This window comes from Dehalococcoidia bacterium (genome assembly GCA_030018455.1).
Lineage (GTDB): Bacteria > Chloroflexota > Dehalococcoidia > DSTF01 > JALHUB01 > JASEFU01.
In genome coordinates this window covers 582,164-605,372 of the sequence record JASEFU010000001.1, presented here as the reverse complement: position 1 = coordinate 605,372, position 23,209 = coordinate 582,164, and the positions used below count along the sequence as shown (strand labels likewise).

18 protein-coding genes are annotated in these 23,209 nt (G+C 62.7%); 2 read left to right on the top strand and 16 right to left on the bottom strand.

What is annotated here, in order from left to right; all coding sequences use genetic code 11:
- Nucleotides 1-486: 486 nt before the first annotated feature.
- Complete coding sequence (locus QME71_02890) at nt 487-1,854, top strand: hypothetical protein (GenBank protein ID MDI6857244.1); 1,368 nt, start codon at nt 487-489, stop codon at nt 1,852-1,854.
- Nucleotides 1,855-1,856: 2 nt separating this feature from the next.
- On the opposite strand, the gene QME71_02885 is transcribed toward QME71_02890, so the two are convergent.
- The 11 genes from QME71_02885 to QME71_02835 all read right to left on the bottom strand — a co-directional run bounded on the left by QME71_02885 (nt 1,857) and on the right by QME71_02835 (nt 16,904).
- A complete protein-coding gene (locus QME71_02885) occupies nt 1,857-3,428 on the bottom strand; it encodes an ATP-binding protein (GenBank protein ID MDI6857243.1) in 1,572 nt (523 codons plus the stop codon).
- 26 nt (nt 3,429-3,454) lie between these two features.
- Nucleotides 3,455-4,465: a hypothetical protein gene (locus QME71_02880; protein MDI6857242.1), complete on the bottom strand. Its 1,011-nt coding sequence runs from the start codon at nt 4,463-4,465 to the stop codon at nt 3,455-3,457.
- Between the two features lie 85 nt (nt 4,466-4,550).
- Nucleotides 4,551-6,077 (bottom strand): hypothetical protein, encoded by a 1,527-nt coding sequence (locus QME71_02875; GenBank protein MDI6857241.1) that lies wholly within the window; start codon nt 6,075-6,077, stop codon nt 4,551-4,553.
- Between the two features lie 2 nt (nt 6,078-6,079).
- Nucleotides 6,080-9,331 (bottom strand): N-6 DNA methylase, encoded by a 3,252-nt coding sequence (locus QME71_02870; protein ID MDI6857240.1) that lies wholly within the window; start codon nt 9,329-9,331, stop codon nt 6,080-6,082.
- 8 nt (nt 9,332-9,339) lie between these two features.
- Nucleotides 9,340-11,043 carry an ATP-binding protein gene (locus QME71_02865; GenBank protein ID MDI6857239.1) on the bottom strand — a complete coding sequence of 568 codons (1,704 nt, stop codon included), beginning with the start codon at nt 11,041-11,043 and terminating at the stop codon, nt 9,340-9,342.
- Nucleotide 11,044: 1 nt separating this feature from the next.
- Entirely contained in the window at nt 11,045-12,196 is a 1,152-nt protein-coding gene (locus QME71_02860) for a hypothetical protein (protein MDI6857238.1), read from the bottom strand.
- A gap of 115 nt (nt 12,197-12,311) precedes the next feature.
- A complete protein-coding gene (gene dnaE / locus QME71_02855; protein MDI6857237.1) occupies nt 12,312-14,363 on the bottom strand; it encodes a DNA polymerase III subunit alpha in 2,052 nt (683 codons plus the stop codon).
- Nucleotides 14,246-15,466 carry a PHP domain-containing protein gene (locus QME71_02850; GenBank protein MDI6857236.1) on the bottom strand — a complete coding sequence of 407 codons (1,221 nt, stop codon included), beginning with the start codon at nt 15,464-15,466 and terminating at the stop codon, nt 14,246-14,248. Before QME71_02850 ends, dnaE begins: the two co-directional genes overlap by 118 nt.
- 1 nt (nt 15,467) lies before the next feature.
- On the bottom strand, nt 15,468-15,683 hold the full coding sequence (locus QME71_02845) for a hypothetical protein (protein MDI6857235.1): 216 nt from the start codon (nt 15,681-15,683) through the stop codon (nt 15,468-15,470).
- 38 nt (nt 15,684-15,721) lie between these two features.
- Nucleotides 15,722-15,934, bottom strand: coding sequence for a hypothetical protein (locus tag QME71_02840; GenBank protein ID MDI6857234.1), 213 nt, complete (start codon nt 15,932-15,934; stop codon nt 15,722-15,724).
- Nucleotides 15,909-16,904 (bottom strand): hypothetical protein, encoded by a 996-nt coding sequence (locus QME71_02835; protein MDI6857233.1) that lies wholly within the window; start codon nt 16,902-16,904, stop codon nt 15,909-15,911. The genes QME71_02840 and QME71_02835 overlap by 26 nt, the downstream gene beginning before the upstream one ends.
- 129 nt (nt 16,905-17,033) lie before the next feature.
- Between QME71_02835 and QME71_02830 the strand changes: the two genes are divergently transcribed.
- Nucleotides 17,034-17,849, top strand: coding sequence for a hypothetical protein (locus tag QME71_02830; protein MDI6857232.1), 816 nt, complete (start codon nt 17,034-17,036; stop codon nt 17,847-17,849).
- 30 nt (nt 17,850-17,879) lie between these two features.
- On the opposite strand, the gene QME71_02825 is transcribed toward QME71_02830, so the two are convergent.
- From QME71_02825 to QME71_02805, 5 genes are all read right to left on the bottom strand, one after another.
- On the bottom strand, nt 17,880-18,524 hold the full coding sequence (locus QME71_02825; GenBank protein MDI6857231.1) for a hypothetical protein: 645 nt from the start codon (nt 18,522-18,524) through the stop codon (nt 17,880-17,882).
- 411 nt (nt 18,525-18,935) lie between these two features.
- A complete protein-coding gene (locus QME71_02820) occupies nt 18,936-19,154 on the bottom strand; it encodes a hypothetical protein (protein MDI6857230.1) in 219 nt (72 codons plus the stop codon).
- A gap of 32 nt (nt 19,155-19,186) precedes the next feature.
- Nucleotides 19,187-19,783 carry a hypothetical protein gene (locus QME71_02815; GenBank protein MDI6857229.1) on the bottom strand — a complete coding sequence of 199 codons (597 nt, stop codon included), beginning with the start codon at nt 19,781-19,783 and terminating at the stop codon, nt 19,187-19,189.
- Between the two features lie 72 nt (nt 19,784-19,855).
- Nucleotides 19,856-22,153 (bottom strand): helicase-related protein, encoded by a 2,298-nt coding sequence (locus QME71_02810; protein MDI6857228.1) that lies wholly within the window; start codon nt 22,151-22,153, stop codon nt 19,856-19,858.
- Entirely contained in the window at nt 22,150-23,208 is a 1,059-nt protein-coding gene (locus QME71_02805; protein MDI6857227.1) for a DUF6094 domain-containing protein, read from the bottom strand. Before QME71_02805 ends, QME71_02810 begins: the two co-directional genes overlap by 4 nt.
- Nucleotide 23,209: the final 1 nt, after the last annotated feature.

The window sequence follows — 23,209 nt, the reverse complement described above, 5'->3', positions numbered from 1 at the left end:
GCCCTCCCTTTATGGCAATTATAAAGGCCATTTCGTATTGGAGATCGACCTCGACCGTGCCCTCCCCTGCCGGCCGTCCCAACGTTGGTCCCCAACTTTGTGACCAGTTTGTGACCAGTTGCCGAGCGCACCTTAACATTTACTGCGCCTGCGGGGCGTAACCAGTCGAGGCTCTTCGCTCCGATCCCTTCTCGTTTGGCGCGAAGCTAGCCCAGATCGGTCTGCGAATGTGCGACCCGTGGATCACGGCGACTGCCGTGGCACCGCGGCCGCCGATAGCCATCATGCAGGTGACCGACCGGGTGTTCGCCTGCCAACGGCCCGATATGGCGACGAACGATCACAGGGGCCGGCGCCTTGCCCATGAAAGTCCCTCTTGTGCCCCCGCATGGTGGTGGGATCGCCAAAGTCGCCATCCACTGGTATACTTTTGCGCAGCGGAAACCGCAGTAAAGGGTGAGGGAGGGCCAAATTAGAGTACTGCTGGTGGAGCCAGAGTACTACACCCGCTACCCGCCGCTGGGACTCCTGAAGCTGGCATCGTTCCACAACGCCAAGGGAGACGAAGTTGAGTTCCACAGGGGCCTGCGGCCTGTTGGCCGCGCGCCTCGCCTCATCCTCGTGACAAGCCTGTTCACGTACTCCTGGGCACCCGTGCACCAAGCTGTCGAGTACTATCGTACCCTGTACCCGCGCGCCGAGATCAGGCTCGGCGGCATATACGCCACGCTGATGCCCGAGCACGCCAAATTGTCGGGCGCGGACGAAATTCACAAGGGCCTTCTGCTTGAGGTGGAGCGCTTCCTCCCTGACTATTCGCTGACACCCGGCTGGGACTCCAGCATCATGTTCGGGACTCGGGGCTGCATCCGGAAGTGCGCATTTTGTGCAGTGCCCCGCCTCGAAGGCAAGACGTGGGGACCTGCCGAGGAAATACGCGATCTGGTTTATCCGGAACACAGGAAAGTGGTCCTCTGGGATAACAACATTCTTGGCGTTCCCAACTGGAGGGACATCGTCGAGGAACTCCAAGAGCTCGACGTCGAGGTCGATTTCAACCAGGGCCTCGACGCCCGGCTCATCGATGAGGACGTCGCGCGTGAGCTTGCGAAACTGCGTATTCGACCGATTAGGATGGCATATGACATTCCCAATGAGAAGAAGGCGCTCGAGAGGGCGATACCCGCGTTGGAGGCCGCGGGCTTCAAGCGCAGGCGTATGGTCGTCTATACCCTCTACAACTTCACTGACACGCCAGCGGACTTCCTAAGTCGGGTGGTCGATCTGCTATCGTGGGGGGTTGTCTGTTACCCGATGCGTTACGAGCCGCTCAACTCGCTCATCAAGAATCGATATGTCTCACCTCACTGGACAGCGAGGCAGTTGGAGATGGTGGCGAAAGCGCGGCGCGTCATGGGTGCCGGAGGTGCCTTCCCGCCCTACAGCGCCCTTCTAGACAAGTTCGCGGGGGCTGCATCATTCGAGGAAGCGTTCTCGATGAGGCCGGGGCCGAGACCACGGTCGGACCCGGAAGGAGTGGCCGGATTCATCGAGGAGCCTACTCCAAGTCTGAACGGCGACCGATCGAGCTTCCGCGAGCTTCTCAACGACCCTAGTACGCTGTTACGTGCGGCCACCTGCGCGGGGTGCGACAGAAAGATGGGGTTAGGAGAGCGAGCCTTCGCCCTGCAAGATTACGCCGGAAGATATGTGGGATATGTTTGCCCGCTCTGCCATCCGAATCGGAAGTGGATCAATGGCCTGTGGCGGTCGGTGCTGGGTGAAGAATTCTCGCGGGATGGCCACGGTGGGCGCGAGTTGCCGGTGGAAGTGATCAGTAGGACTGTCCACTAAGTCTACTCAGCATCGCCGTCTTGTTCCCAAGTCTCCAACTTCTTGCGAACATCACGTGCACACTGACGATACTTCACGGGTTCTAGGTCCTCCTGAAGAGTCTCATCTACGATGTCCACCACCTCACGCGTGTCTTGCGGCCACTGAATAGGGAGTGAATATAGCATCTGAGCGATACTTTCTTCATCAACCGCCGTAGCCTCGGTTGCCTCCTTCTCCGGCTGCGCGAGGCCGACGCCAACTGGCGCACGTTGGCTCGATGGCGGTGTCATAGGGGCACCGAGACTTGTTACACGCGCGCCCTTCTCGTCCAGGAGTTCGTCAGGCTTCAGTGCAGCAGAAGTATCTAGCTCTTGACCTGCCTCCTCAAGGCGGCGGAGGACCTCGGGAAGGTCTGACGACGGCTTCGCCCCTCTCGACAGCTTTTGTACGTCAACTAAGGCCTCCCTCCTTTTATCAGCGGCACGTTCCAGACGTCCGAATTCATGCCTCAGCAGTTCGTACAGCCGCTCCTTTGCCGCACTCTCTTCGAAGTCATTTCGTTCAGCAGTCGGTGTAATCGAACCGTCGAGCACGTAAACCTCGCCGGTATACCAGGGATACAGAACGCCGTACCCCCTTCGCCCCCAGAATTGGCGCGCGAACTGTCTATCGCCTATGGCGAAGCCCTTCACTCGTACAAGGAATCCCTGGACGTGTGCGGGCTTGATCCCTCTCCGCTCTCGATTCAGGCACGCCCAAATGAGGGCAACCGGCGATCCGGTATTCGGATCAGTCAGCAGCCGTATCGTCGGTGGGATGAGATCCTCTACAGCCGGTTGCACGATGAGTTGGTCGGGATCATCGCCGACCTTCACGACGACGCGTATGAGATTGAACTCCGGGACATTTGTAGCAATAGCTTCTCGGACGGTCGCAGCATGCTCGAAGTCATCTGAGAAGTCCAATGGGACCGTGGACACGAGATAGGCGGACAGTGCGTCCACCTGCCCAACTCGCGAGTTGAATCTTTGGGTCGGGTTGGAGAGGCGAACCCTAGTGAACGATCCACTAGGATTCCCGCGGGCGACTCCGGCCGGCGCATCGCTAATGTGAGTGTATTGATCCAAGACGTCCATCAGTGACACAGGATCTATTAGACCTTCTCTCGCCTTTTCGATTTGAGAACGGATGTCGCCGTACATGAACTGAAGACGATATGCGTCGTGACCTGCTGCTGGTCTGGTAACGATCTCGAGACGATCGCACACGGAGAAGGAGGAGTAGATTCCGATGCCTCTGAAGCCAACTTGCGTGTCTTTACGCTTGCGAGAAATCGCTATCTTGCGCGCTTCGTCAAGCTCCGACAAGTCCATACCCCTGCCGTTGTCTGAGATGACAACTTCGTCGTCGCGGACTTCGATGCGGACGTCGGTAGCCCTGCCGTCAACAGCATTCTGGATGTACTCGCGGACCACATCAAGTGGATTCGTGTACAGGGCTCCCGAAATGATTTCCAGAACCTCCGCTCCGATATGGCCACGTCCCACCGGCAGGTCGTAGGTTCCGTCTGGTCTCTTCCTTGCAGTCATCATTTTGCCTCCTGAGTTCCCCTGGAAAATTACTTTGTCAGACTCGAAGTCTCAAAGCGGGAATTCTCGTGCCGTACCTTGCCATAGATATTTCTCCTCAGGAAGCGAGCCACCTCCGGGTTGGGGCCAATCACGACGAGCTTTAGTGGGGCCGCGTTCTTCCTTTCTCGACGCATGAGATTCGACCTGATGGCGCGGCGGAAGACGAACCGCGCGAAGAGGTCTTCCGGCGGAAAGCGATACCCACAGACGTATATCTCGTCAGCCTGTTGGAGCCGCCGGAAGGCATGTGCCCATATCTCTTCGACGTCGGCACAGCCCCGGAACGTCTTGAAGAAAGTGGGAGGTACGATGAAAGGCAATGCGTTGGTCAGAAACTTGGCATCGCGCTTACTGATCTTGGGCCAAGGGGCTCGATAGAGCTGCCGGTGGACCACGTCAAATCCGGTCCTCGATTCGAGCTCAGCACCACGGAACCAGTCGAGGGAGCCATGGAGTTTGAGAAAGGCAAGTGCGGGAGAGCCGCTGTCGTTTGGGCAGTGGTCGAAGGGCAGCCCCCGCTGGCGGAGGCGGCGTTCGAAGAGGAGATCCCAATTGAAGGTCATCACCGTATCCCGCACGGACAGTCGCGAGATGAAACGGTCGACGTATCCGATTTTGGTGTGCCTGGCCTCCGCTTGCCGTTGAGCTTCTATGAGCAGATCAGCGATGGTTCTTAGAAGCTTCGACCGCAGCGACCTGATGGCGTCTGCCCTGAGCATCGTGGTGGGCAGAATCTCGTTGAACTCTTCGGCCATATCCAAGAGGCTCATGAATTCCTCGATGTTTTTGTCGGCAAGGGACCGAGGCGACGGAGGAAGAGTCCGAGCCGCCGGGTAGAAGTACCGCACTGCCTTGTCGACGTCTCTCTGATCGTCAGGATCGAGTCTTTCGTGGACTCGTACAAACAGGTCCGAGGCAAGAGGAAAACCCGCACCGTATGACGCGCCGGCACCAAGCACAAAAACCCGAGATGCCCCTACCCCCTTGCTTCGTGCCATGACTAATTCAGTCCCGCCGGCAACTGATCATGTCGTGCGGTTCTCATCCCAGCCGCGCAGGCAGACGTGTAGGCAACTGGCCGACTCACAGTAGCCTTCGGACCTGCTTATAGATCTCATCCCAGTTGCGGCAGCGCAGCACATTGTTGGGAAGAGTCAGCACCGGTTTCTGGTTGTAGGGCTGTTCTAGTAGGAAGACGACATCACAGATGAAGGCAAGCTTGGCAGCCTTCTCCGCGTCGTCCTCGACAAAGAAGCGAATCTTTCTCTCGCGAGCGATGTAAAAGCGATTTCGAAAGTGGCCCTCGGGGTCGGACACGTTTTCGTTCCCCTGCTCGACGGTTAGTCTGTCGTAGGGGTAGCCGTGTTTGGAGAGCCAAGCTCTTGTAATAAGGCTCATCGGGCTGGTGCCCAGTTTCGACCGAGCCCAGCTGACCAGCGCGCCGGGCCGCCAACGGCTCCCGAGGCTGTTATTCGATTCAAGAGGGCCCAGCCATAGTCTGGCGCGATTCAGCAGTCTTGAGAGCCACGAAGGATCGCCGTCCGCATCCTGAAGAGCCAGCGCAGCCTCCCGCCACCTAGTGGTGGTCTCCGCCCGCTGCCTTGAATCCACCGCGGTCAAGTCAGGCCACGCCCGGTGACTAAAGATGTGTACCTTCAGCCGGAACGCGTTCTTGAGGCGCGCGAGATATTCGGCTGCGCCCTCCAACGGCGGCATGTCAGCCCAGTATTCGGCGCTATTGAAGACGACCCTCTCATCCTCTCTGGTGACGCCTTGCCCTGGGTCATCATGCAGCGGAATTGTCGTGATGTTGTCCGGATCAAGGTGTTTGCCAACCTTGTCCTGCAGGAGGCGAGAGAAGTGCTGGCGGTGCTTGTTAAGGACCCCGTCAATATCCACGCCTATCGAGTATGACCTCAGATAGGCGTGTTCCCGATGTTTGGCATACCGTCGGTACGCTTCGTAGTGTGCCGGAAACAGTACCGCGCCGGCCCACACCCAGCCGGGCGGTGCCCCGAGAGAGAAATCCACCAGCGCCGTGCCGCTTAGCAGCACGAGTCCCGATAAAAGGTAGAAAGTGTCCAACAGGGCAAACGAGAGAATGACGGGAAGGAAGTAGACCCGTTCTTCATACGCCGGCTGCGATGGCGTCTGGGGGAGTACCCTGGTCCGGAGTTTCTCTTCTATGCCGATCTCGGCTTGATCGTAAAAGTGCTTCCTGATCGCGTTTACGGTTCGGGCGTACAGAATGACGTCCATGCGCAGATTGACGACGTAGAGCATGACCGTGAAGCCCACTATGGAAATGAGCGTCAGTGCAGCGCCCAGCACGACTCCCAGGTCATCAATGGCCGCAAGGCGCTCCTCCGTATCGGAAGAGAGCCCGATGAAGCCAGACAGTAGCGCGATGGGAACGGACATGATGAGGAGGTAGTACCGGAAGAAGGACGAGATGGCTTCGATGGTGCGGAAATGTGCCTCGGCGATATTCTCGTACTCGGTGATCAGGTAAGTGTGAAACTCATCGGTGATCGGCGAAGGGCCGGAGGAGTCTGGAGACGGGACTACCAGCTTCGACCTTTGGGGATTGCTTGAGCGTTCAGCTTTCACGTCTACCCCGTCAGCTCCGCCAGCGACTGCTGGATCTCCCGCAGCTCTGGGTCCGACAGCCCCCATAGGCGGGCGGCTACTGCATCGATTTGCGCTTCGATGGAGCCTGACTGGTCTCTCGTCCCTGCTGCCGTCTCCTCGTGAGCTTGCTTGGATAGCTCCGCAAGCCGGCGATGGACATCATCGTGAGGGTCAAATGCGGGAATCCGGACATGCTCTAGGATGTGAGTACTCGTCTGAACCTCGACGACGTAAGACGCAACCACAAATTGGCAAGGGCTGCTATTTAGCATGGCGCAAACGTAATGCGCCTCAGCTTCGGAATCGAGAGGCACTAGCATGAGCTTGTGGTCAGGGATGACAGGCTTACCGTCGAAGAGGCCCACGACTGCCGCCGAGAGTTTTGAGCCTTGCTCCCTCCACACCACCTTATAGGGCGCAAAGGTGTAGTCGCTGATACCGAACAAGATGTAGAAAGGATGGCCTTTTCTCAAGAGCTTATAGGGGGCCCTCTCTAGCAGATGGTTCTGAAACCGTTTCAAGTAGCCGTATGCCCGCGGAAACTCAGAGTCGAGAGCAGCCTCATTGATTGCTTGCCATCCTGTCTCCGTGCTATGGGGCACCAGCATATGAAGGCTGGGCACGCCATACCAGGCCCTAACGTCGCGCCCTCGTAGCAGTGGATAGACAAGGTCAGGCTCCACGGAAGCTTGAACAGCTTCCGCCTTCCGCTTAGCGCCCTCATTAACGTTCGAAACAACCAATAGCCCGTCTGGCCGCCTAGCCACAATGTTGAGCCAATATACCCCGTTTCCCCCGACCGTGTGGACACCGACGTGTCCTTCGTAAGCGGCACGCCCGATAACGCGGGTCGCAGCGCGAAGCGCTTGCGGCCGCCCCGTAATCCATGGGGCCGTAGCCTCATCGCTGGCAACCGGCATGGCTACAAAGTTGCTTCGCATTGTCATCTCGGAGACGGCGTCGAGAGTAGCTTCCTGCGGTATCGAAGTGCCCTTCAGACGTTTGCGCCACAGTGTGTAGGGTACCGGGTAAGTCGTTGCCGCGGCTTTCTCGATGATGACGACGCTGGTTCGATTACTGGCTCCCTCAAATGGCTGCAGTCTGACCATGTCATCAACGTGGCGAACCTTGAAGGGCCGGTTGGCGATTGAGAACCGTCGAAAGCATTCTCCCCCTTGAGTTTTGAAGACTGATTGTGTTATGACGAACCCCAGCCTGCCGCCGGTATCTACATAGCCATCCAAGCACACGTAGGTGAACAACATTGATATGTCTCGGCTTTGTTTGCCTAGTTCAAATTGTGGCCGGCTCGCCTTTGCCGTAAGACCATACCCTTCCCAGAGCCAGCCAGTGTCCGACCGGTACGAGCTCGGAAGGTTCGCCCAGACGACCCACGGCGGATTGCCGGCAACGTAGTGAAAGCGACCAACGAACAGCGGCGCGAAGGCGTTCTTAATGATCCGTGCCCAGATGCCGTTTACGCCGGCCTCGTCCAGTTGGCGGAGTCGCTGGTACAGATCCTGCACCACATCCAAATCCTGCTTGTCCCGTCCCTCGACAAGGGGAAAGATGGCGAGGAACCGCCTGCGAAAGTCTTCTGGGGTCCGCTTCAACTCAACAGACTCTTCTAGGAGCCGCGCGAGCTGATCGACGTACTGGGCGGTTACGAGGGACCCCGGTATGGCGAACTGGCCTACGACGGTCTTGAATCGATATTGCCGCTCTTCTGGTCCCATCATTCTCATTTGCTGCCCTACCAGCTCTTCCATCTGGGCTGGTGTAAGGATGGAGTCGGCCAGGTAGACCGGGATGTTCACCTCGCTCTGCCGGTGCTGCAGTAGATCGCCGATGGCCAAGAGGTAGTTCGTGCGGGCGGACATCACAGCGAGCGGGTCTAGGTCAAAACCGACGATATTCGCCAGTATCTTTTGGAGAACGTCGGCCTCCGGAAGCATTTTCTCAAGTGCCGTCTTCTTGACGCGCTGTATCGCCAGCACGAGAAAAGTGCCTGAGCCGCAGGCAGGATCAAGTAAGCGCTTATCGGGGTCGCCTTGGTAGCCAAGCTGGTTGAGGAGCCGCTCGGCCAGCCAATCGGGCGTGTAGTACTGGCCAAGGTTGTGGCGAACCTGTTTCGGCATTACGTTCTGGTAGAGCTTCTTGAGGAGGTCCCGGGTCTGCTCCGGGTCCACGTCCAGAGTCACCAAGGAATAGTGCGCGAGTTCTGAAACGATGCGACGCACGGCCTTGTCTATCGCCTCGTCCCAAACGTCGAGATACCAGCCAAAGAAGTCTCCCTCAAGAAAGTTGTTGATGCCGAGTTCTCGGAATATGCCTCCCCGTTCCATCTTTCGGAGGTAGTCGAGCAACTGGTCTGTCGAATAGCTAGCAACCTGTCGAAGGCCGGTGCCGAGCTTCGGAGCCAGGTAGAAGTGTGCGACCTGGAGGGCCAGCAGCTTGATGAAGGTCGCGTAGTAAGTATGGATGGAGAAGAACAGGCGGAAGGCGTTCGGGCTGGCGTCCTTGATCCCGTAGTTGCGGGCTAGCCTTCGCAGATCGACGCGGCTCCGCCCCTCGTCATACCCGCATACCTCCGCGAACTGCTCGCGCCACTGATCGTAGATGACCTTCACCTTCGGATGGTCTGTAGCCACCAGAGCGCCATAGATCGTACTGACGCACAGGCGAGACACCGTAGTGTTCTCGCCGAAATCGCGGACGAGGTGGTCCGCTGTCAAGGCCACCTCGGTAGAGAGCGAGGCAAGGTAACGGAGGAAGGTGGCAGTGGACTCTGGTGTGACCGGGAGCGGCTCATCGACAGTCCAGGCGCCCTCCTTGTAGCGCGCGAAGATGTACCACGAGCCATCCGTGGCTACGCCGGCCATGCGCTCGACTCGGTGGCGCTCAATCCGGTGGAGCTCGTCGATGTACTGCCTGACCTGGTCGATGGCGTGTTGGTTGTTCCGGTAGCCGTTGCTGCCATGGAGCGACCGAGGAGGCTCGTACTCGATTACGAAGCGGTTGTAGACAGCGTCGGCGCGGCCGGCGATTAGTGTCCGTTCCTCCTGCACTCGAAAGGACACATCAAGGGGCTCTGCGAATTCCTCGATGAGGTTCGCAACAGGCCGCCGAAACTCCGCCTCATTGCCCGCCTTAGCAGCGGCCTGGGATATGGCCTTTGCGATGCGCGGCGACTCCCGACGAATAAGCTCCTCAAGCTGTAAGGCCTCGGCCACCTGATTCCTCAGATCTGCTGCTGCTTGTACGCCGGCATCGGGAAAATCACCTTCACGGGCTGGCGATAGACAGCGTGTGTCAGAAGTAGCTCTCCCTTGGCAAGCCGACTGACGTTGAGCTTCACCTCGTCGTCCAGGAACCGGTAATCGGGCTGGAGGACCTCAGCGGAGCCCGAGCGACCAATGACCTTGGTTGCCGAGTTGCCCGTCACCCGGCTGTGAACCGCACTCATGAACTGCTGCGCCGAGATAAGGGTGACCCCAAGGGACCTGCCACGCTCAGCGATATCCAACACCTGCTCAGTAATTGGCGACGTGCGGGCTCCACTGGGCGCGTACTTGTTGAGCTCATCTACGAAGAAAATGATCTTCTCCGGGACTTCCCGGTCTTGATCGTCCTCCGCCTCTTCTGCCTTCAGGGTGTAAACCGTGCGCAGCAGGTCGCCGAATACGAGTGTCTGCTCGGCATCCGTGAGCTTCGCGATGTCAACCACGTACACGCGGCCACCCCGCAGTTTGGCAATCTCGTCTGACAGGAGATGCTCGTTTGTGGCCCGGGAGTCGACGAAGATACCGGACTGCCGCGTCTGCACCAGGCGCCTGAGATGGCGCCGAAACTTGCCGACGGATGCCTTGTGATGGTCACCCCACCGTCGTGTCTGTCGATCTTGCGGGTCGAACAGTGGCAGGCCCCAGAGGAGATTCTGCCAGCTGTGAACGTTTGCGAGGTCCCCTTGTCCACTCTGCAGGCCCATCATTATATCGCCGATGATGGACTCCATTGTCCCGGATGGGTCGGACACATCCGTCATCAGGAGGTCGAGCTTGTCGGCAGTGGCGTCCAGGTCATAGGCGTAAATCTTGTAGATGTCGGGCGGGAAGAAGCTGTTGGGCTGTCCGGTAGGGCCTCGCGGGAGCAGGTATGTCACCGTTCCCTGGTCGAAGGGCTTGGGCTCAAGCTGCATTCGCTCCCAGAGCTCATGTTGGTCGGCGCTCAGATCCGGCCCTCGCTCATCGACGTGGAGCAGGTCACCCTGTTTGACGTTCATGATGATGACCGCGATCTTCGAAGGGTCCTCTGCCCGTTGAAGGATACTCTGGATTAGGAACATCGCGTAGGAGGTCTTGGTCGCCAGTCCTGAGATTCCTGATATGTTCACATGGGCGGACTCTGGCCCCAAAACGTACCTCCGGTCGATGTAGGCCACGGCGGCGACACCGTTGCTCATCTTTATGAGGCCAGCCGGAATCCGGTCCCTGGGCACCATCTGGTCGATCCCCAATGCTTCTTCGATTCCGGCCGAGTCGGCGAACAGCACGGGGCGCTCGTTGGGCACGGGCATATAGATGCCCGCGTTGTTGCTCATTACATTCGCCTTCGCGATGGTAGTGCCTGTTCGGGGCGTGTTGGGCTCTTCGCTCAGCTCGCCGAAGTTACTGGAGATGAAGTTGGCAAGGTGGCTCGGCGCGTCCGTACGATGCTCGAGGATTGTGACGAGGCCGTAGGTCTTGCTCGCGTGATCGGCTTCTTGCGACACCTGGCCGACCTCGACGATGTCGAACGGGTTGACGATTATGTCGGGGCCAAGCCAAAACTGGAACTTGTCGGAGGTGTTCGGATCCCTCTCGGTGGCCGAGGTTCTGCCGACGGGAGTTTGCTCAACCTCGGCTTCCGCCCTCACGATCTCCGCAGCTTCGGGTTCTGTCGTCATCTCAGCTCCCTCCCCTCGATAATGCAGGGGTCTGGCGTGGCCATCGAATGGCCCCCATGAGGACCTCCTGCGAATAGAAGCGGGTCTTGATCGCCTGTTCGGCGACGAAGATCGGGTACAGGTGACAATGCCAGCGGGCATCGCGCCCATACGGGGTGACGTTCCGCTCTGCTACCAGGCAGCTTGACAGCCTGTCTGCAACCTCGGCTGGCACCGGTGTGCCGTCTGGTCGGGGCATCTCGACCTTGATCACGCCCATAAGAGGATAGTCTACTTCCTTCTGCTCGCGTAGCCGGACGTACCAGAATGCCACTTTGCCGCCATGAGAGCTGAGAGCCACTGTCCGGTGGCCATGTGGGAGTCCCGCGAGAATGGTTGTGATGTCTCCGCGCCGACTGCCTCGCCCGCGCCCAAAATGAAACTCTGGGTCCTTGCGGAACGACTTGGCGGCACCCAGAAGATAGGGCGCCTCGATAAATTGATCCAACTTCACCGCGCCATCAAGAATGAGCCACGCGTCGTCACTGCGAGCGGTATCTGTCTCCTTGATGAGTTCGATCTCGAGCTGATGCATACGATAGCGAGCCTTGGCACCGGCTTTGTCTCGTGGGTCGCGCTGGCTGTCCTTCGTAAAGAGATCGGGCACGTCAAAGTCGATGATACGAAAGCCAGCATCTGCGACCGAGAGCTTTTCCAGCTGGCTCCAAAGTGTGGTCGACAGCCCGCCCCCCTGGGCATGCGGCACCAGCAGAAGCACCTCGTGACGGCTTGCGCGAATTCGTAGGCGCCCATCGTCCGCACGTTCCACTACCGTTGCCCCTACCTGGGCGAGTTCGATGGGGAACGAACGTCTGTCCTCAACGGCAGACCCTAAGAAGTACGTGCGGAGGCTTCCGTCAATGAAGAACCGGAATTGATGGAGCGTTGAGCGCGATATGGGAGGCGTGAGCCTGTATATGTCGTCGATTGACGGCTCGGGGTCCTCGAGGAACGCGGTGATGTGCTGCTCTCCCGCGTGTACGAGAGCGTCCTCAAGTTCCTCTTGATCGGGGCGCTGGAGGTACTCAACAGCGCCGCCACTGGCAGGCAGGATCTGGGTGCCCTTGCCAAGAACTTCAAGTGCTGGTGCAAGAAAGGACAGCGGGTTTGCCACGAGCGAGCCCCTCAGCCGAATTCGCTGGAATCTGGAAAGGCTGACCCAATTATAAGGCCTTTCACGTTCGAGGGCGAACGCCTGTACGCACCTGATTGTCAATTGGGAGACTGGGCTACCCGAAGTTATGCGCCTCCGGCGCCAGTACTACGTCGGCTCGCAGCGGCCCGAACCGCTCCGCGATCACGTTCACCGTCCCGTCCCTTCGCTGTAGCTCACCGCGCACGATGACAAACGGCTGTGCCCGCACCAACGTGCGCTCCCGTTCGTAGAGGTCGGGCTTAACGATAACGTTGACTAACCCGAACTCGTCCTCCAACACCAGGAAGACGAAGCCTTTGGCCGTGCCCGGCCGCTGCCGGCAGACGACCAGCCCCGCCACTTCCACCGGCGTGCCGTCCGGCAGTGAGTCCAGCATGCGGCTGGGCACCACGCCCTCGTGCAGTTGCGGCCGCAGGAACGACATCGGGTGGTGCTTCGGCGACATGCCGAGGACGGCGTAATCCGCCGCCATGCGGTCCCAGTCGGTCATGGGCTTCAGTTCGACCATGTCCTGCCCCGTGGGCAGAGGGAGGGTCAACTGCCGCTCGTGACCGTTGCGGCCGTCTGAGCGGTAGAGGAGCCCTAGCTGCCAAAGCAACTCCCGCCGCTCCAGGCCGAAGCTGTCGAAGGCGCCGCAGGCGATCAGGTTCTCGACCGCCTCCCGCTTGAGGCGCGTCCGCTCCAGGAAGTCGAACAACGACCGGAACTCGCCGTCGCGGTCTCGTTCCTCCTCCACCTCCCGCGCCGTGGTCTCGCTCAGGCCCTTCACGTAGCGCAGGCCGATCCGCACCGCCTCGCCCCCGATCGTGCAGTTCGCCGCGCTGCGGCTGATGTCCGGCGGCAGGACGTCCACGCTGTGGCGCTTGCCGTCGTTGACCAGCACGTGGGGGCCGTAGAAGCCCATAGGCTGGGCGTTGAACAGGGCACAGAATGACTCCGCCGGGTAGTAGGTGCGCAGCCAGGCCGTCTGGTAGGCGAGCAGGCCAAAAGCGGCGGCGTGGGCCTTGGGGAAGCCGAACTCGGCGAAGCCGGCGATCCTAGCGAACACCGACTCAGCCGTCTTCTTTGAGACACCGTTGCGGAGGCAGCCCTCGATGAACTGCTGCTTGAGCTTGTCGATGGCTTCCCGCGACCGCTTGCGGCTCATGGCCCGGCGCAGGCTCTCGGCCTGGCCGGCGCTGAACCCGGCGACCGCCATCGCCGCCTGGAGCACCTGTTCCTGGTACAGGATGACTCCCAGCGTCTCCTTCAGCACCGGCTCCAGCGACGGGTGGTCGTACGTGACGGGCTCCTGGCCCATGCGGCGCTTGATATAAGGGTTGACGGCGCCGCCCACGATCGGCCCCGGGCGGATGATCGCCACCTCTACCGTCAGGTCCTCAAGCGACCGTGGCTTCACCCGCGGTAACGTCTGCATCTGCGCCCGCGACTCGATCTGGAAGACGCCCATCGTGTCCGCCTGGCAGATGGCGTCGTACACCCGCTCGTCCTGGAAGTCGATCCGCGAGAGGTCGATGCGCTTGCCGTGGTGCTCCTCGATAAGGTCCAGCGTCTCGTCCACCGCTGAGAGCATGCCGAGGGCGAGGAAGTCGATCTTGATCATGCGGGCGTCGTCCACGGAGTCCTTGTCCCACTGGATGAGGACGCGGCCCGGCATGGCCGACTGCTCCAGGGGAACGAGCTCGCATAGGGGCTTCGACGAGATCACCATGCCGCCGACGTGCTGACTGACGTGGCGGGGGAAGCCGGCGATCTGTTCGACCAGGTCGGCCAGGTGACGCCAGAGGGGGGCACCCACCTTATCTCGATAGTGCGCCAGACGGTGCATCTCCTCGCGGATCGTCTTCGCGGAGCCACCCTGGCTGACCTTGGCCAGCCGGTCCAGCTCGGCGGGCGGCAGCCCCAGCGCCTTGCCCACCTCCCGCACGGCGCCGCGGATGCGATAGTTGGGGAAGGTGGCCACCAGCCCCACGTGCTCGCGACCGAAGTGCTCGTAGACGCGAAGGATCAGCTTCTCGCGGATGTCGCGGGGGAAGTCCAGGTCGATGTCGGGCACCGAGGCCATCTCCTCGTTGAGGAAGCGGCCCAGGAAGAGGTCTTTGGCGATGGGGTCGATGTGGGACAGCCCGATGAGGTAGCAGATGAGCGACCCGACGGACGAGCCCGGCCCCGGCCCGGCGGGCCATGCGCCGGCCGCCCGCGAACCTCCTCGGCTACCTGGTAGGCGAGCCGGAGGATCTCGCGGTGGATGAGGAAGAAGCCGGCGAGGCCGTGGCGCTCTAACAGAGCGAGCTCCTCCTCCAGCCGTTCGCGCACCTTGGACGTGATGCGGCCGTAGCGATCCTCCGCCTCCCGGTAGCACAGCTTGCGCAGGTAGGAGTCCGGCGTCTCACCGTCGGGCACCGGGCAGTCGGGGAAGCGGTAGTCCAGGTCGCGGGTGAGCTCGAAGTAGCAGCGCTCGGCGACGCGCAGGGTGTTGGCGACGGCCTTCGGGTAGTCGCGGAAGAGTTCAGCCCCCTCGGCGGGCGGCTTCAGGTAGTATTCCGAGTTCTCGCGGCGCAGCCGGTGGGAGGCATCCAGGGTCGTGCGGTGCTTGATGGCCACCAGTACGTCCTGGAGGCGGTGGCGCTCCCGCACGTGGTAGTGGACGTTGCCGGTAGCGACGACGCCCACGCCCAGGTGCTCCGCCAGGTCGGCCAGAGCGTGGTTGCGGCGAGCGCCGCCGTGGACCAGGTTGTTCTGGAGCTCGACGAAGAAGCTGTCGGGGCCGAACCACTGGAGGTAACGGCGGGCCGCCTCCTCCGCTTCCCGATAGCGGCCCTGGGCGGCCAGCGAAGGCAGCTCGCCCTTGCGGCAGCCGGAGAGGGCGATGAGCCCCTCGGTGTGCTGCGCCAGCACCTCCGGCTCGACGCAGGGCTTGCCCCTTTCGTGGTCGAGGTGGGCGTGGCTGAGGAGGCGGCAGAGGTTGGCGTAGCCGCGCTGGGTCTCACAGAGGACGGTCAGGTGGTGACCGTTGGCCAGGGTGACTTCGGCACCGGTGATGGGCTTGAGCCCCCAGGCGCGGGCGCACTGGGCGAACTCCATCGCCCCGTGGAGGCCGTCGTGGTCAGTGAGGGCGAGGGCCTCGTACCCCAGCTCCCGCGCCCGCAGCACCAGATCCTCGATGTGTGAGGCGCCCTCAAGGAAGGAGAAGTTGGAGTGGCAGTGGAGTTCGGCGTAGGAGACCATGCTAGTATGCTTGCTTCGACCATCGGCCTCGCAGGAGGTCTCGGTACAACGTCACCGTCCGCCCATCCTCCAGCAACAGCCGGTAGTACACCCGGCTCACAGGCCGCTCGCGCCACCACTCATCGTCGATGCGCCAGGTTTCCAGCACCGCCTCCACGGCGTAGCGGCGACCCGAGAGCCAGACGGCGGTAGGGCCACCGCGCTCGTCGGCCTCCACTCGCAGCGGCCGCGGGCGGTTTAAGGGCCTGCCCTGAGCTATGTCGAAGGGTCGTACTCGACCAGCGCGGCCCGTCGCTCCGGGATGCGCGACCACGGCTCTGCCTCCACCACCTTTCCAATGAGGCTGCGCCCCTGCTGCGCCTCAAGCTGTCGCACCGCCTCCTCCACCTGCCGCCGCAGCTTCGCCCGGCCGCCGTCGAACATCGGCGCCTGCTTGCCGGACTCAGCGCTCAGGCCCACCAGCTCCACCTCCAGTTCCTCCACTGGAAGCCGCGGCGGATGGCGCTCGACCGCGCTCCTGACGGCGAACCAGGCGTCGCGGGGGTCGGCCAGCGCCTCCCCGGAAGGAAACGGGCAGCTCCCACGACCCGCCGCCGTCCAGAGCCGCCCGGAGGACGGCCTTGCGTACCCCGCGGCTGCGGCGGCGGTCGTCCCCGTAGGCGGCGAAGACCAGCCGCTGCAGGCCCGCCAGGATCGCTTCCAGCGTGACCGCCGGCGCGGGCAACTGAAGGCGCCGCGCTAGCGTCTCCTCCTTCACCCTCGGCACCAGCGGCTCGTTGTCGATGCCGTTGGCCAGCTCCCAGCAGCGCTTCACCTCCGAGCCGAACTGCTGTTGAAAAGCGTCCAGGGGCAGGCGGGCCACCTCGCCGATGGTCTCGATGCCCAGTAGTCGCAGCCGCCACAGCATCGACTCACCCGCCGGCAGGTGGTCGACGGGCAGCGCCGCCAGGAAGGCGGCCTCCTCGCCGGGCGGGACCGCCTTCGCCAGGCCGGGGCGGGTCGTGGTTGCCGCCACCTGCGCGGGGAACTTCCCGCCAGCGATGCCCACAGCAGCCATGAAACCGAAGCGCCGGTGCAGGTCGGAAACGAGTCCCCCCGCGTAGGTCGAGGAATCATCCGCCAGGCCGTTCAGCGAGAGGTAGGCGGTGCCGAGATCCCGTGGCTCGACCTGCGGGCTGTAGTCGTCAAGGAAGTCCAGAATCTGGTCGAACCGGCGCCGGTAGTGCGGGAGGTCCGGCGGCAGCACCACCGCTCGCGGGCACAGCCCGATGGCCTCCGACATCCGCATCCCGCGCTTGACCCCCAGGGCGTCGCCGCCCAAGGAACAGTCGAAGACGGCACTCTCGCCGATGAGGATGAGGCAGGCGGCGATGTCAGGCCGACGCTGCCGCTCGACCTCCACCGCGAAGCGAGGGATGTGCATACAAGCAATGGGCATGGGGCGGCCTCAGCGCCCATAAGTATAAGAACGTCTGTGCTACTATGTCAAGGGAAGGGCTGCACCTAGCGCTAGCGCCTAGAAGCGTTTTATCAAGCGCGGACAGCCTTGGGGGTATAATCCGGGCTGATGATCGATTACGTATTGAAGCCGATAACGGCGATCCTAGACTGGGCGCTACGGCGATCCACGAGGGGCCTAATTACGCATATACGCGAGGCCAGACGAGTTGGCGGTGAGGATGATCCAGGGATTTACGTCGCCGTCGTCGTGGAAAACCCGCAAGGTCAAAACGCCTTCGTGGACCGCTTTGAGGTCGAGATGCTCCGACCCTTGCGCCGAGAGGTCGACGACGCGGAGTATCGGTCTCAGCCAGCAGTGACCATCGGCCAGTTGGCTCTTAATATTCCTGGCCACGGGCTGAGTGATCCCGTAATCGTCATCGCAAAATTTAGCGCTCACATCTCCTATGAGGAGCCCTGTGTAGCGCGCATAGCCGCCGTGGGGAGGAAGGGCTTTCGGAGGAGGTGGCAGCCAGTCGAAGTCCCTCCGTTGAGAGAGGGACAGACCGAAGGATTGCGTGAAAACCTGTCGGTGATTGCCGTCCGGCTCCTCGATGATGGTGGTCATCAGGTGGAGATTCTCAATCGAGGAAGAGAGGATGCTTGGGACATCCTGCTGGAGAACCATGAGCCAGGGATTGCTCCTGCCACTGATCAGTTACGAAAAGGCACAATTCCGTTCCTTGGGGCGGGTAAGAGTGAAGTTGTGTTCCTGACGGATGCTGACCACCACTATCGACTAGATCGGCCTGGCTACGGTCTTCGTCTAATTTGGCAAAACAGAGATACCGGCGGACGCTATGTTGCGCTCTTCTATGCAGAGGAGAGGAAAAGGGGCATCCGGTTTAAGCCCAACAGCCAAGCCACCACGAAGAGTGAGTGATTCGGTCAAGGGCAACAACAAGGCCGCGCGCTAGAAGAAATCGAGCGCGTGCTCTGGCTTGACTGGCCAGGGGATCAGTTTACCGGTGATTCGCTCATCCGCACGCTCGCCAGCCTTCTGCGCCAAACGTTCATAAGGACTTGGGGCCTTTTCAAGACTCGGCAGAAAGACTATGTGGCGGCCCATCTGGACGGCCAGCGATGTCATCCAAGCGGGCCGCTGAACCAAGAGAATCCGCCGTTCCTCTCTTGATATCTGACCTTGGGTTGTGACGCTGAACACTCGGAGGAGTTCATTCTCCGGGTTCGCCAATTGCTGACGGACAATATCCAGGCTGGTTCGCAGGATATAGCGATAACCCAGGGCAGCGAAGGCAGCTAGGTAGCCGGCCCGGAGCCACCCGACGAGCGCTGGCCGGTGGCGAAAGCCTCGATAGAACGTGAGATTGAACTGTGACCCTTGCCATGAGCCGGACTCCACGAGTCGATCTAATTCCTCCGAGAGCTTGTTCTGCACCCGTGGGTCATTGCTGCCTGGCACGCCGACAACTCGAATCGATTCTTCGATTGCGTGGACTTCGACGTTAATAGAGTGATCAGCCATGGTAAGGCGGGCCGGGGCAGGTCGACCCATCGTCCCGTAGTGGAAGTCGTAGATGAGTTCCCTCTTCATCACCTCGTGGTCTAGTCGTGCGCCAGCACGGCTATTGCATCGTCGGCAGGTCAAGACAAGACGCCGGCCTCCAAGGCGCTTCGGCGGTACGTGCTCGACCGTGAGCAGGTCAGTCTCCAGTGCCTTCGGGAGAAAGCCACGCAGGCACAGTGGGCAGATGTAGCAGCGGGGGGACCCGGCTGACAGTATTCGCTGCGCGGCGTCGGCACCCCTTTCGAACCAAGAGGATCGTGAACGACCCGTGTTCACCATGGGCGGCGCTACCTCATCCGTCCTGATGATACAGGAACCGCCTGCCAAGTCGCAGCCGCGGCCCGTCGTGGTTGGGAGGGAGTCCCTGAGGTCTGCGGGCACAAAAAAAGCGGGGATTCCCGCTTTCTTTGTGCCCCAGGCAGGCTCGGGCTCGCCCGAGGGCTATCGCTTCGACGTCCGCCCAGGGGACGTGCCGACCGGTCCGCTGCCGTCGGCCCGCAGGTAGACGAGGCGGCGGCGACAGGCGAGCCAGCTCCGCTGCATCAGGTCGGCCACCACCCTCGGCGGCAGGTCTGCTATGGCGATGAGATGGGCGTCCTCTTCCTCTGTCCAGGGGGCGCCTCGCCGCTGGCGCTTCTTGATTCGGGTCTTAACTGGCATGTCTCTCTACCTCCTTCTCTCGTTGCCGGTCCTCAGGCTGCCTCCGCGCGCCGACCGCTCGTCGCCGAGCGCTGGAGGTACGGTGCGATCAGGTCCATGAACCAGAGGCTATCGACCTTCCGCAGATCGACGTCGTACGCGTGCTCCCGTAGGAACTCCACCACGGCCTCGTCGGTGATGAGCCAGCTGTCGCCTCCCTGCTCGGCCGTGCGCTCGGTGTAGCGATGCGACGCCCGGAGCTTGCCTGAGCGGATGCGGGCCAGCACCCAGTGGGGATCGACCCCCAGCGCCTCGGCCAGCGAGCACGCGGTGTAGCCCTCGTCGTACTTGCGCAGGCCCAGCCGCTTCGCCTTGAGCCGCACGGCTGTCGGCGACCGGCCGAGCCTTCGGGCCAGGGCCTTGACCGAGACGTGGTGGAAGCTGCCCTCCAGGTACGCCTCTTCTTGGGCGGTCCACGGCCTATCCTTGGGCCGGCTCAGGCCCAGGGCGGCGGCCCGGCGGTTGACCGCCCAGCGAGGCATTCGCAGGCGACCGGCGATCTCTTTAGAGCGGCCTTTGACGGTGGGGTCGTACATGCGCACCAGACAAGCGTCCATGGCTTCGGTCCAGAACCACTTCTTTTCGGGCATGCTATGTCCTCCTGTGAAAGGGAGGGGGAGCCTCTCAGAGAGGCTCCCCCTCTGTCCAGCGGCCAGCCGGCCTCAGAGCAGCCGCAGTTGCTGTCCTTCAGGCGGCGGCGTCTTGTCTGCGCCGCTTTCGCTGCGGACAGCAGCGGCAGCAGCGCGTTCCTTGGTGACGGGTTCGTCCGGCTTTGATGGCTCTTCCGGCCGGTCGCCGTTCCGCGACGGTGCCTGACCCACGGTCGCCTGGAACAACGGCAGGTCAATAAGAGCGCTGAGGTCGCCGTCCTCCCGCTCCGGCAGTGCGAACGGCGCAGGCTCCGGTTCGGGCTCCGGCTCCTCTGGCGTCATGTCTTCCGGCCGGAGGGCGGCCTCCACCTCCTGCTCCGTCTGTCGCACGCCTGCGAACAGGCCCTCCAGGGAGTCCTCGCTGGCCTCGACCCGCTCCGTCAGGCTGCGGGCCAGGGCCATCAACAGGTCGTCGCCTTCGTCGCCAAAGCTCGCCAGGCCCTCCTCCACCAGCTCGCCCTCGACGGCCAAGGAGCTCTGTAGCTTCTTCGCCACCAGCGCCAGCGCCTGGGCCTGGAGAGTGCCACGGTAGGCGAAGTAGACGACCTGCACGGGCAGGCGCTGGCCGATGCGCCAGGAGCGGCGGCTGGCCTGCCGCATGGTGTAGACGCTGTACTCGACCTCGTACCAGACGATGGTGGGGAAGTCGACCAGGTCCAGCCCCGTCTGCACGAGGCGAGGGTGGACGAGGAGCACGTCCAGCCCTTCCTTCACCCGGCGCTCCACCCACTCCTCGCGCCGGTCGGCGGAGACGGTGTCGGACTTGAGGGTGGCGACGCGGAAGCCCGCCCCCCGCAGGACCGACTCCAGTCGCGGCGATATGTCCCGCGTGGCGGTGTGGATGATGTAGACCAGCACCCGTCGGCCCTCGAGTCGCTCCCGCCGGACCAGTTCGAGGAGGGCCTGCTCCTTCGGATAGAGGCGGTCTTCCGGCAGCGGCGGTACGGAGGCGATCACCTCGTCGGTGCGCGTGTCCAGAACCGTCTCGCCCTTGGTGCAGGCGTCGGGGTAGGCGAGGAGGCTCTGGAGGTAGGCGGCCAGGAGCCGCTTCGAACCCTGGGCCAGCGCCTGCCTCACCGCCGCCTCCAGTTGTCCCGCCAGACGATGGTAGTAGGCGGCCTGCGATGCCTCCTGCGGGCCGTCTCCGCCTTCCAGTCCGATCAGCCGTACCTCCTCGCGGTACTCCGGCAGGCCCGACGCCACGTCGGCCAGACGGAGGAAGGCGGTGTTGCCGATGAGGTGGAAGAGGACGGCCGGTGAGACGCCGGGCTTCTCCACCACTCGCGTGCGGTAGCCTCGACGCCGGCTCACCCGACCGTCCTCGTAGGCGTCGTCGTCACCCTTGCGGGTGATCCGCTCTACGATGCCGTAGCGGGCCACCCAGCGCTGCTCGTCCCTGTAGGCGAACTCGTCGCGCACGGCGGGCGAGAAGCGCCACAAGAGGTAGAAGAGCGTCGAGCTGTAGCCGCCCATGAGCGTGCCCGTAAGGGTGAGGACGCGGCGACAGGACTCCGCCAGGGTGCCAGCGGCCAGCCCCTGAGCCGAGCCCCTGGCCTTGTACTCGTGCTGCTCGTCGACAACGAGCAGGTCGAAGAAGGCGGGCATGCGCCGGGCAATGTAGTCGGCCAGCGGGAAGCGACGAGGCCCTGACCGGTCGGCCTGCCAGAGGGGGCCGCCGCACTCGCGGCAATTCTGTTTCTTGCGCTCGAGCTGCTCGCGTTCCAGAGGCAGGCCCTCGTTGTCCAGGGCAGGAGCGAAGCAGGCCGTGCAGCAGAGTCGACGGACGGCCTCGCCCTCTTCATCGCGCAGAAGTTGCCCGTTGGCGAGGGCTAGACGCTCCACCACGGCGGGCGACCAGCGGTACGAGAGCTTCGCCTGCTCGCGCGACAGGACCACGAACAGGGGATGGCCCCCCAGAAAGGGCAGGCGCCGGAGGTCCGTGATGGTGCGGACGATAGCAGCGCCCGCGCCCGGCACCGTGGCCAGGATCTCGCGCTGCCACTTGCGCACCAGGTGGGGCGGGCAGAGGACAAGCACCCGCCGGAAGCCGGCCAGGTGGGCAGCCGCGGCCGCGATAGTGGTCTTGCCGGTCCCCATCTCGCCCACCAGGTTGGTGCCCCGGTGTCGCTGGAGGGAGAGGGCCACGGCGCGAATGGCGTCGCCCTGGGCGCCGAGCGGCCGACGCCGGAGCCGACGCAAGTCGAAGCCCCACTGATGCCGATTGCGGGCCGAGTACAGGGGCGGGTATGTTCGCAAGACGGCTCTGGTAATGGCGTCCTGGAAGATGGCGATAAAGCGGGCCAAGTTCACGCCGCCCGCTCCTCTGTTTTCTCTGTGGACCCTCCCTGCTGGATGACCTCGAACCGGCCCGTGCGCAGGTCCAGAGCGACCACCGAGGTGCGCAGGACCTCCCGTTCGATCTCGACCTCGGGGTCGCCGGACTCCACCGGCACCAGCTCCTTGTAGGTGCGGCCCTTGACCAGCAGCCGGCGGCCGTCGGCCTCCAGCAGGATGTTGTTGAGGAAGCCGGCGGCGATGAGCACCGCCAGGTGGCCCCGTCGCAGAGGCATCAAGGGCCGAACGGGCCGCTCCTCTGCCGGCCAGAGCCGCTCGCCGAGAGACGGGCTGGCCCAGAGGCCGGACTCCCGCGCCTGCTGGGCGGCCGCTTCAGGGTCGAAGAACCGGGAAGCGAAGAGGACCGGCCCCGACGGGAGGGCGGGAAGGTCGTAGAGGGGCTCAGCCGAGCCCGCTGGCGGAAGCTCCGGGAGGGGCTCCTCCGCCCACGCCTCGAGTTGCTGTCTCTGGCCGTCGCCGCCCACGGGACCGTCTCGCTTCACCGCGAGGAGCACGACCTGGCGGAAGTCGGCGTACTCCGGGTCGGGGAAGCGGTAGCACGCGAGCCGCGTGTAGTGGCCGCTCAGGTAGCGGGCGGAGACGGCCAGCCGCCTCTGCGGCACGATGAAGACCAGCAACCCGCCGGGGCAGAGGGCGCGGGTGAGGGCCGTCAGGAAGGCGTGCTCCAGCCGCTTGCTCTCATCGTCGTAGTCGTAGGGCGGGTTTAGCCAGAGGCAGGAGAAGGCGTCGTGGGCCAGCCGCACGGCGAAGGCGCTCGCGCAGACGGCGTGGTCGAGGACGGCCTCCGCCTCCTGCCAGCGGTCGCGGGCGATCTCGATGCCGTAGGTCTCGCCGCCGATGGCGTCGGCGAGCTGGCGAAGGGCGGCGCCCGTGCCGCAGCACGGGTCGAGCAGGCGCACGGCCTGTCGGGCCGTCGGGTGGGCGGGCCGGATCAAGGCCGCGACCCGCTCGACTACCGATGACGGCGTAGGGAAGTAGCCAGCGACGGCCACGCTCTCTAAGCGGGCCACG

What these genes read in the sequence shown, in the direction of transcription:
- QME71_02835 (MDI6857233.1), bottom strand. Translation starts at nt 16,904, where the DNA reads ATGCCCATTGCTTGTATGCACATCCCTCGCTTCGCGGTGGAGGTCGAG.
- QME71_02850 (MDI6857236.1), bottom strand. Translation starts at nt 15,466, where the DNA reads ATGGTCTCCTACGCCGAACTCCACTGCCACTCCAACTTCTCCTTCCTT.
- QME71_02885 (MDI6857243.1), bottom strand. Translation starts at nt 3,428, where the DNA reads ATGATGACTGCAAGGAAGAGACCAGACGGAACCTACGACCTGCCGGTG.
- QME71_02820 (MDI6857230.1), bottom strand. Translation starts at nt 19,154, where the DNA reads ATGCCAGTTAAGACCCGAATCAAGAAGCGCCAGCGGCGAGGCGCCCCC.
- QME71_02880 (MDI6857242.1), bottom strand. Translation starts at nt 4,465, where the DNA reads ATGGCACGAAGCAAGGGGGTAGGGGCATCTCGGGTTTTTGTGCTTGGT.
- QME71_02830 (MDI6857232.1), top strand. Translation starts at nt 17,034, where the DNA reads ATGATCGATTACGTATTGAAGCCGATAACGGCGATCCTAGACTGGGCG.
- QME71_02865 (MDI6857239.1), bottom strand. Translation starts at nt 11,043, where the DNA reads ATGACGACAGAACCCGAAGCTGCGGAGATCGTGAGGGCGGAAGCCGAG.
- QME71_02815 (MDI6857229.1), bottom strand. Translation starts at nt 19,783, where the DNA reads ATGCCCGAAAAGAAGTGGTTCTGGACCGAAGCCATGGACGCTTGTCTG.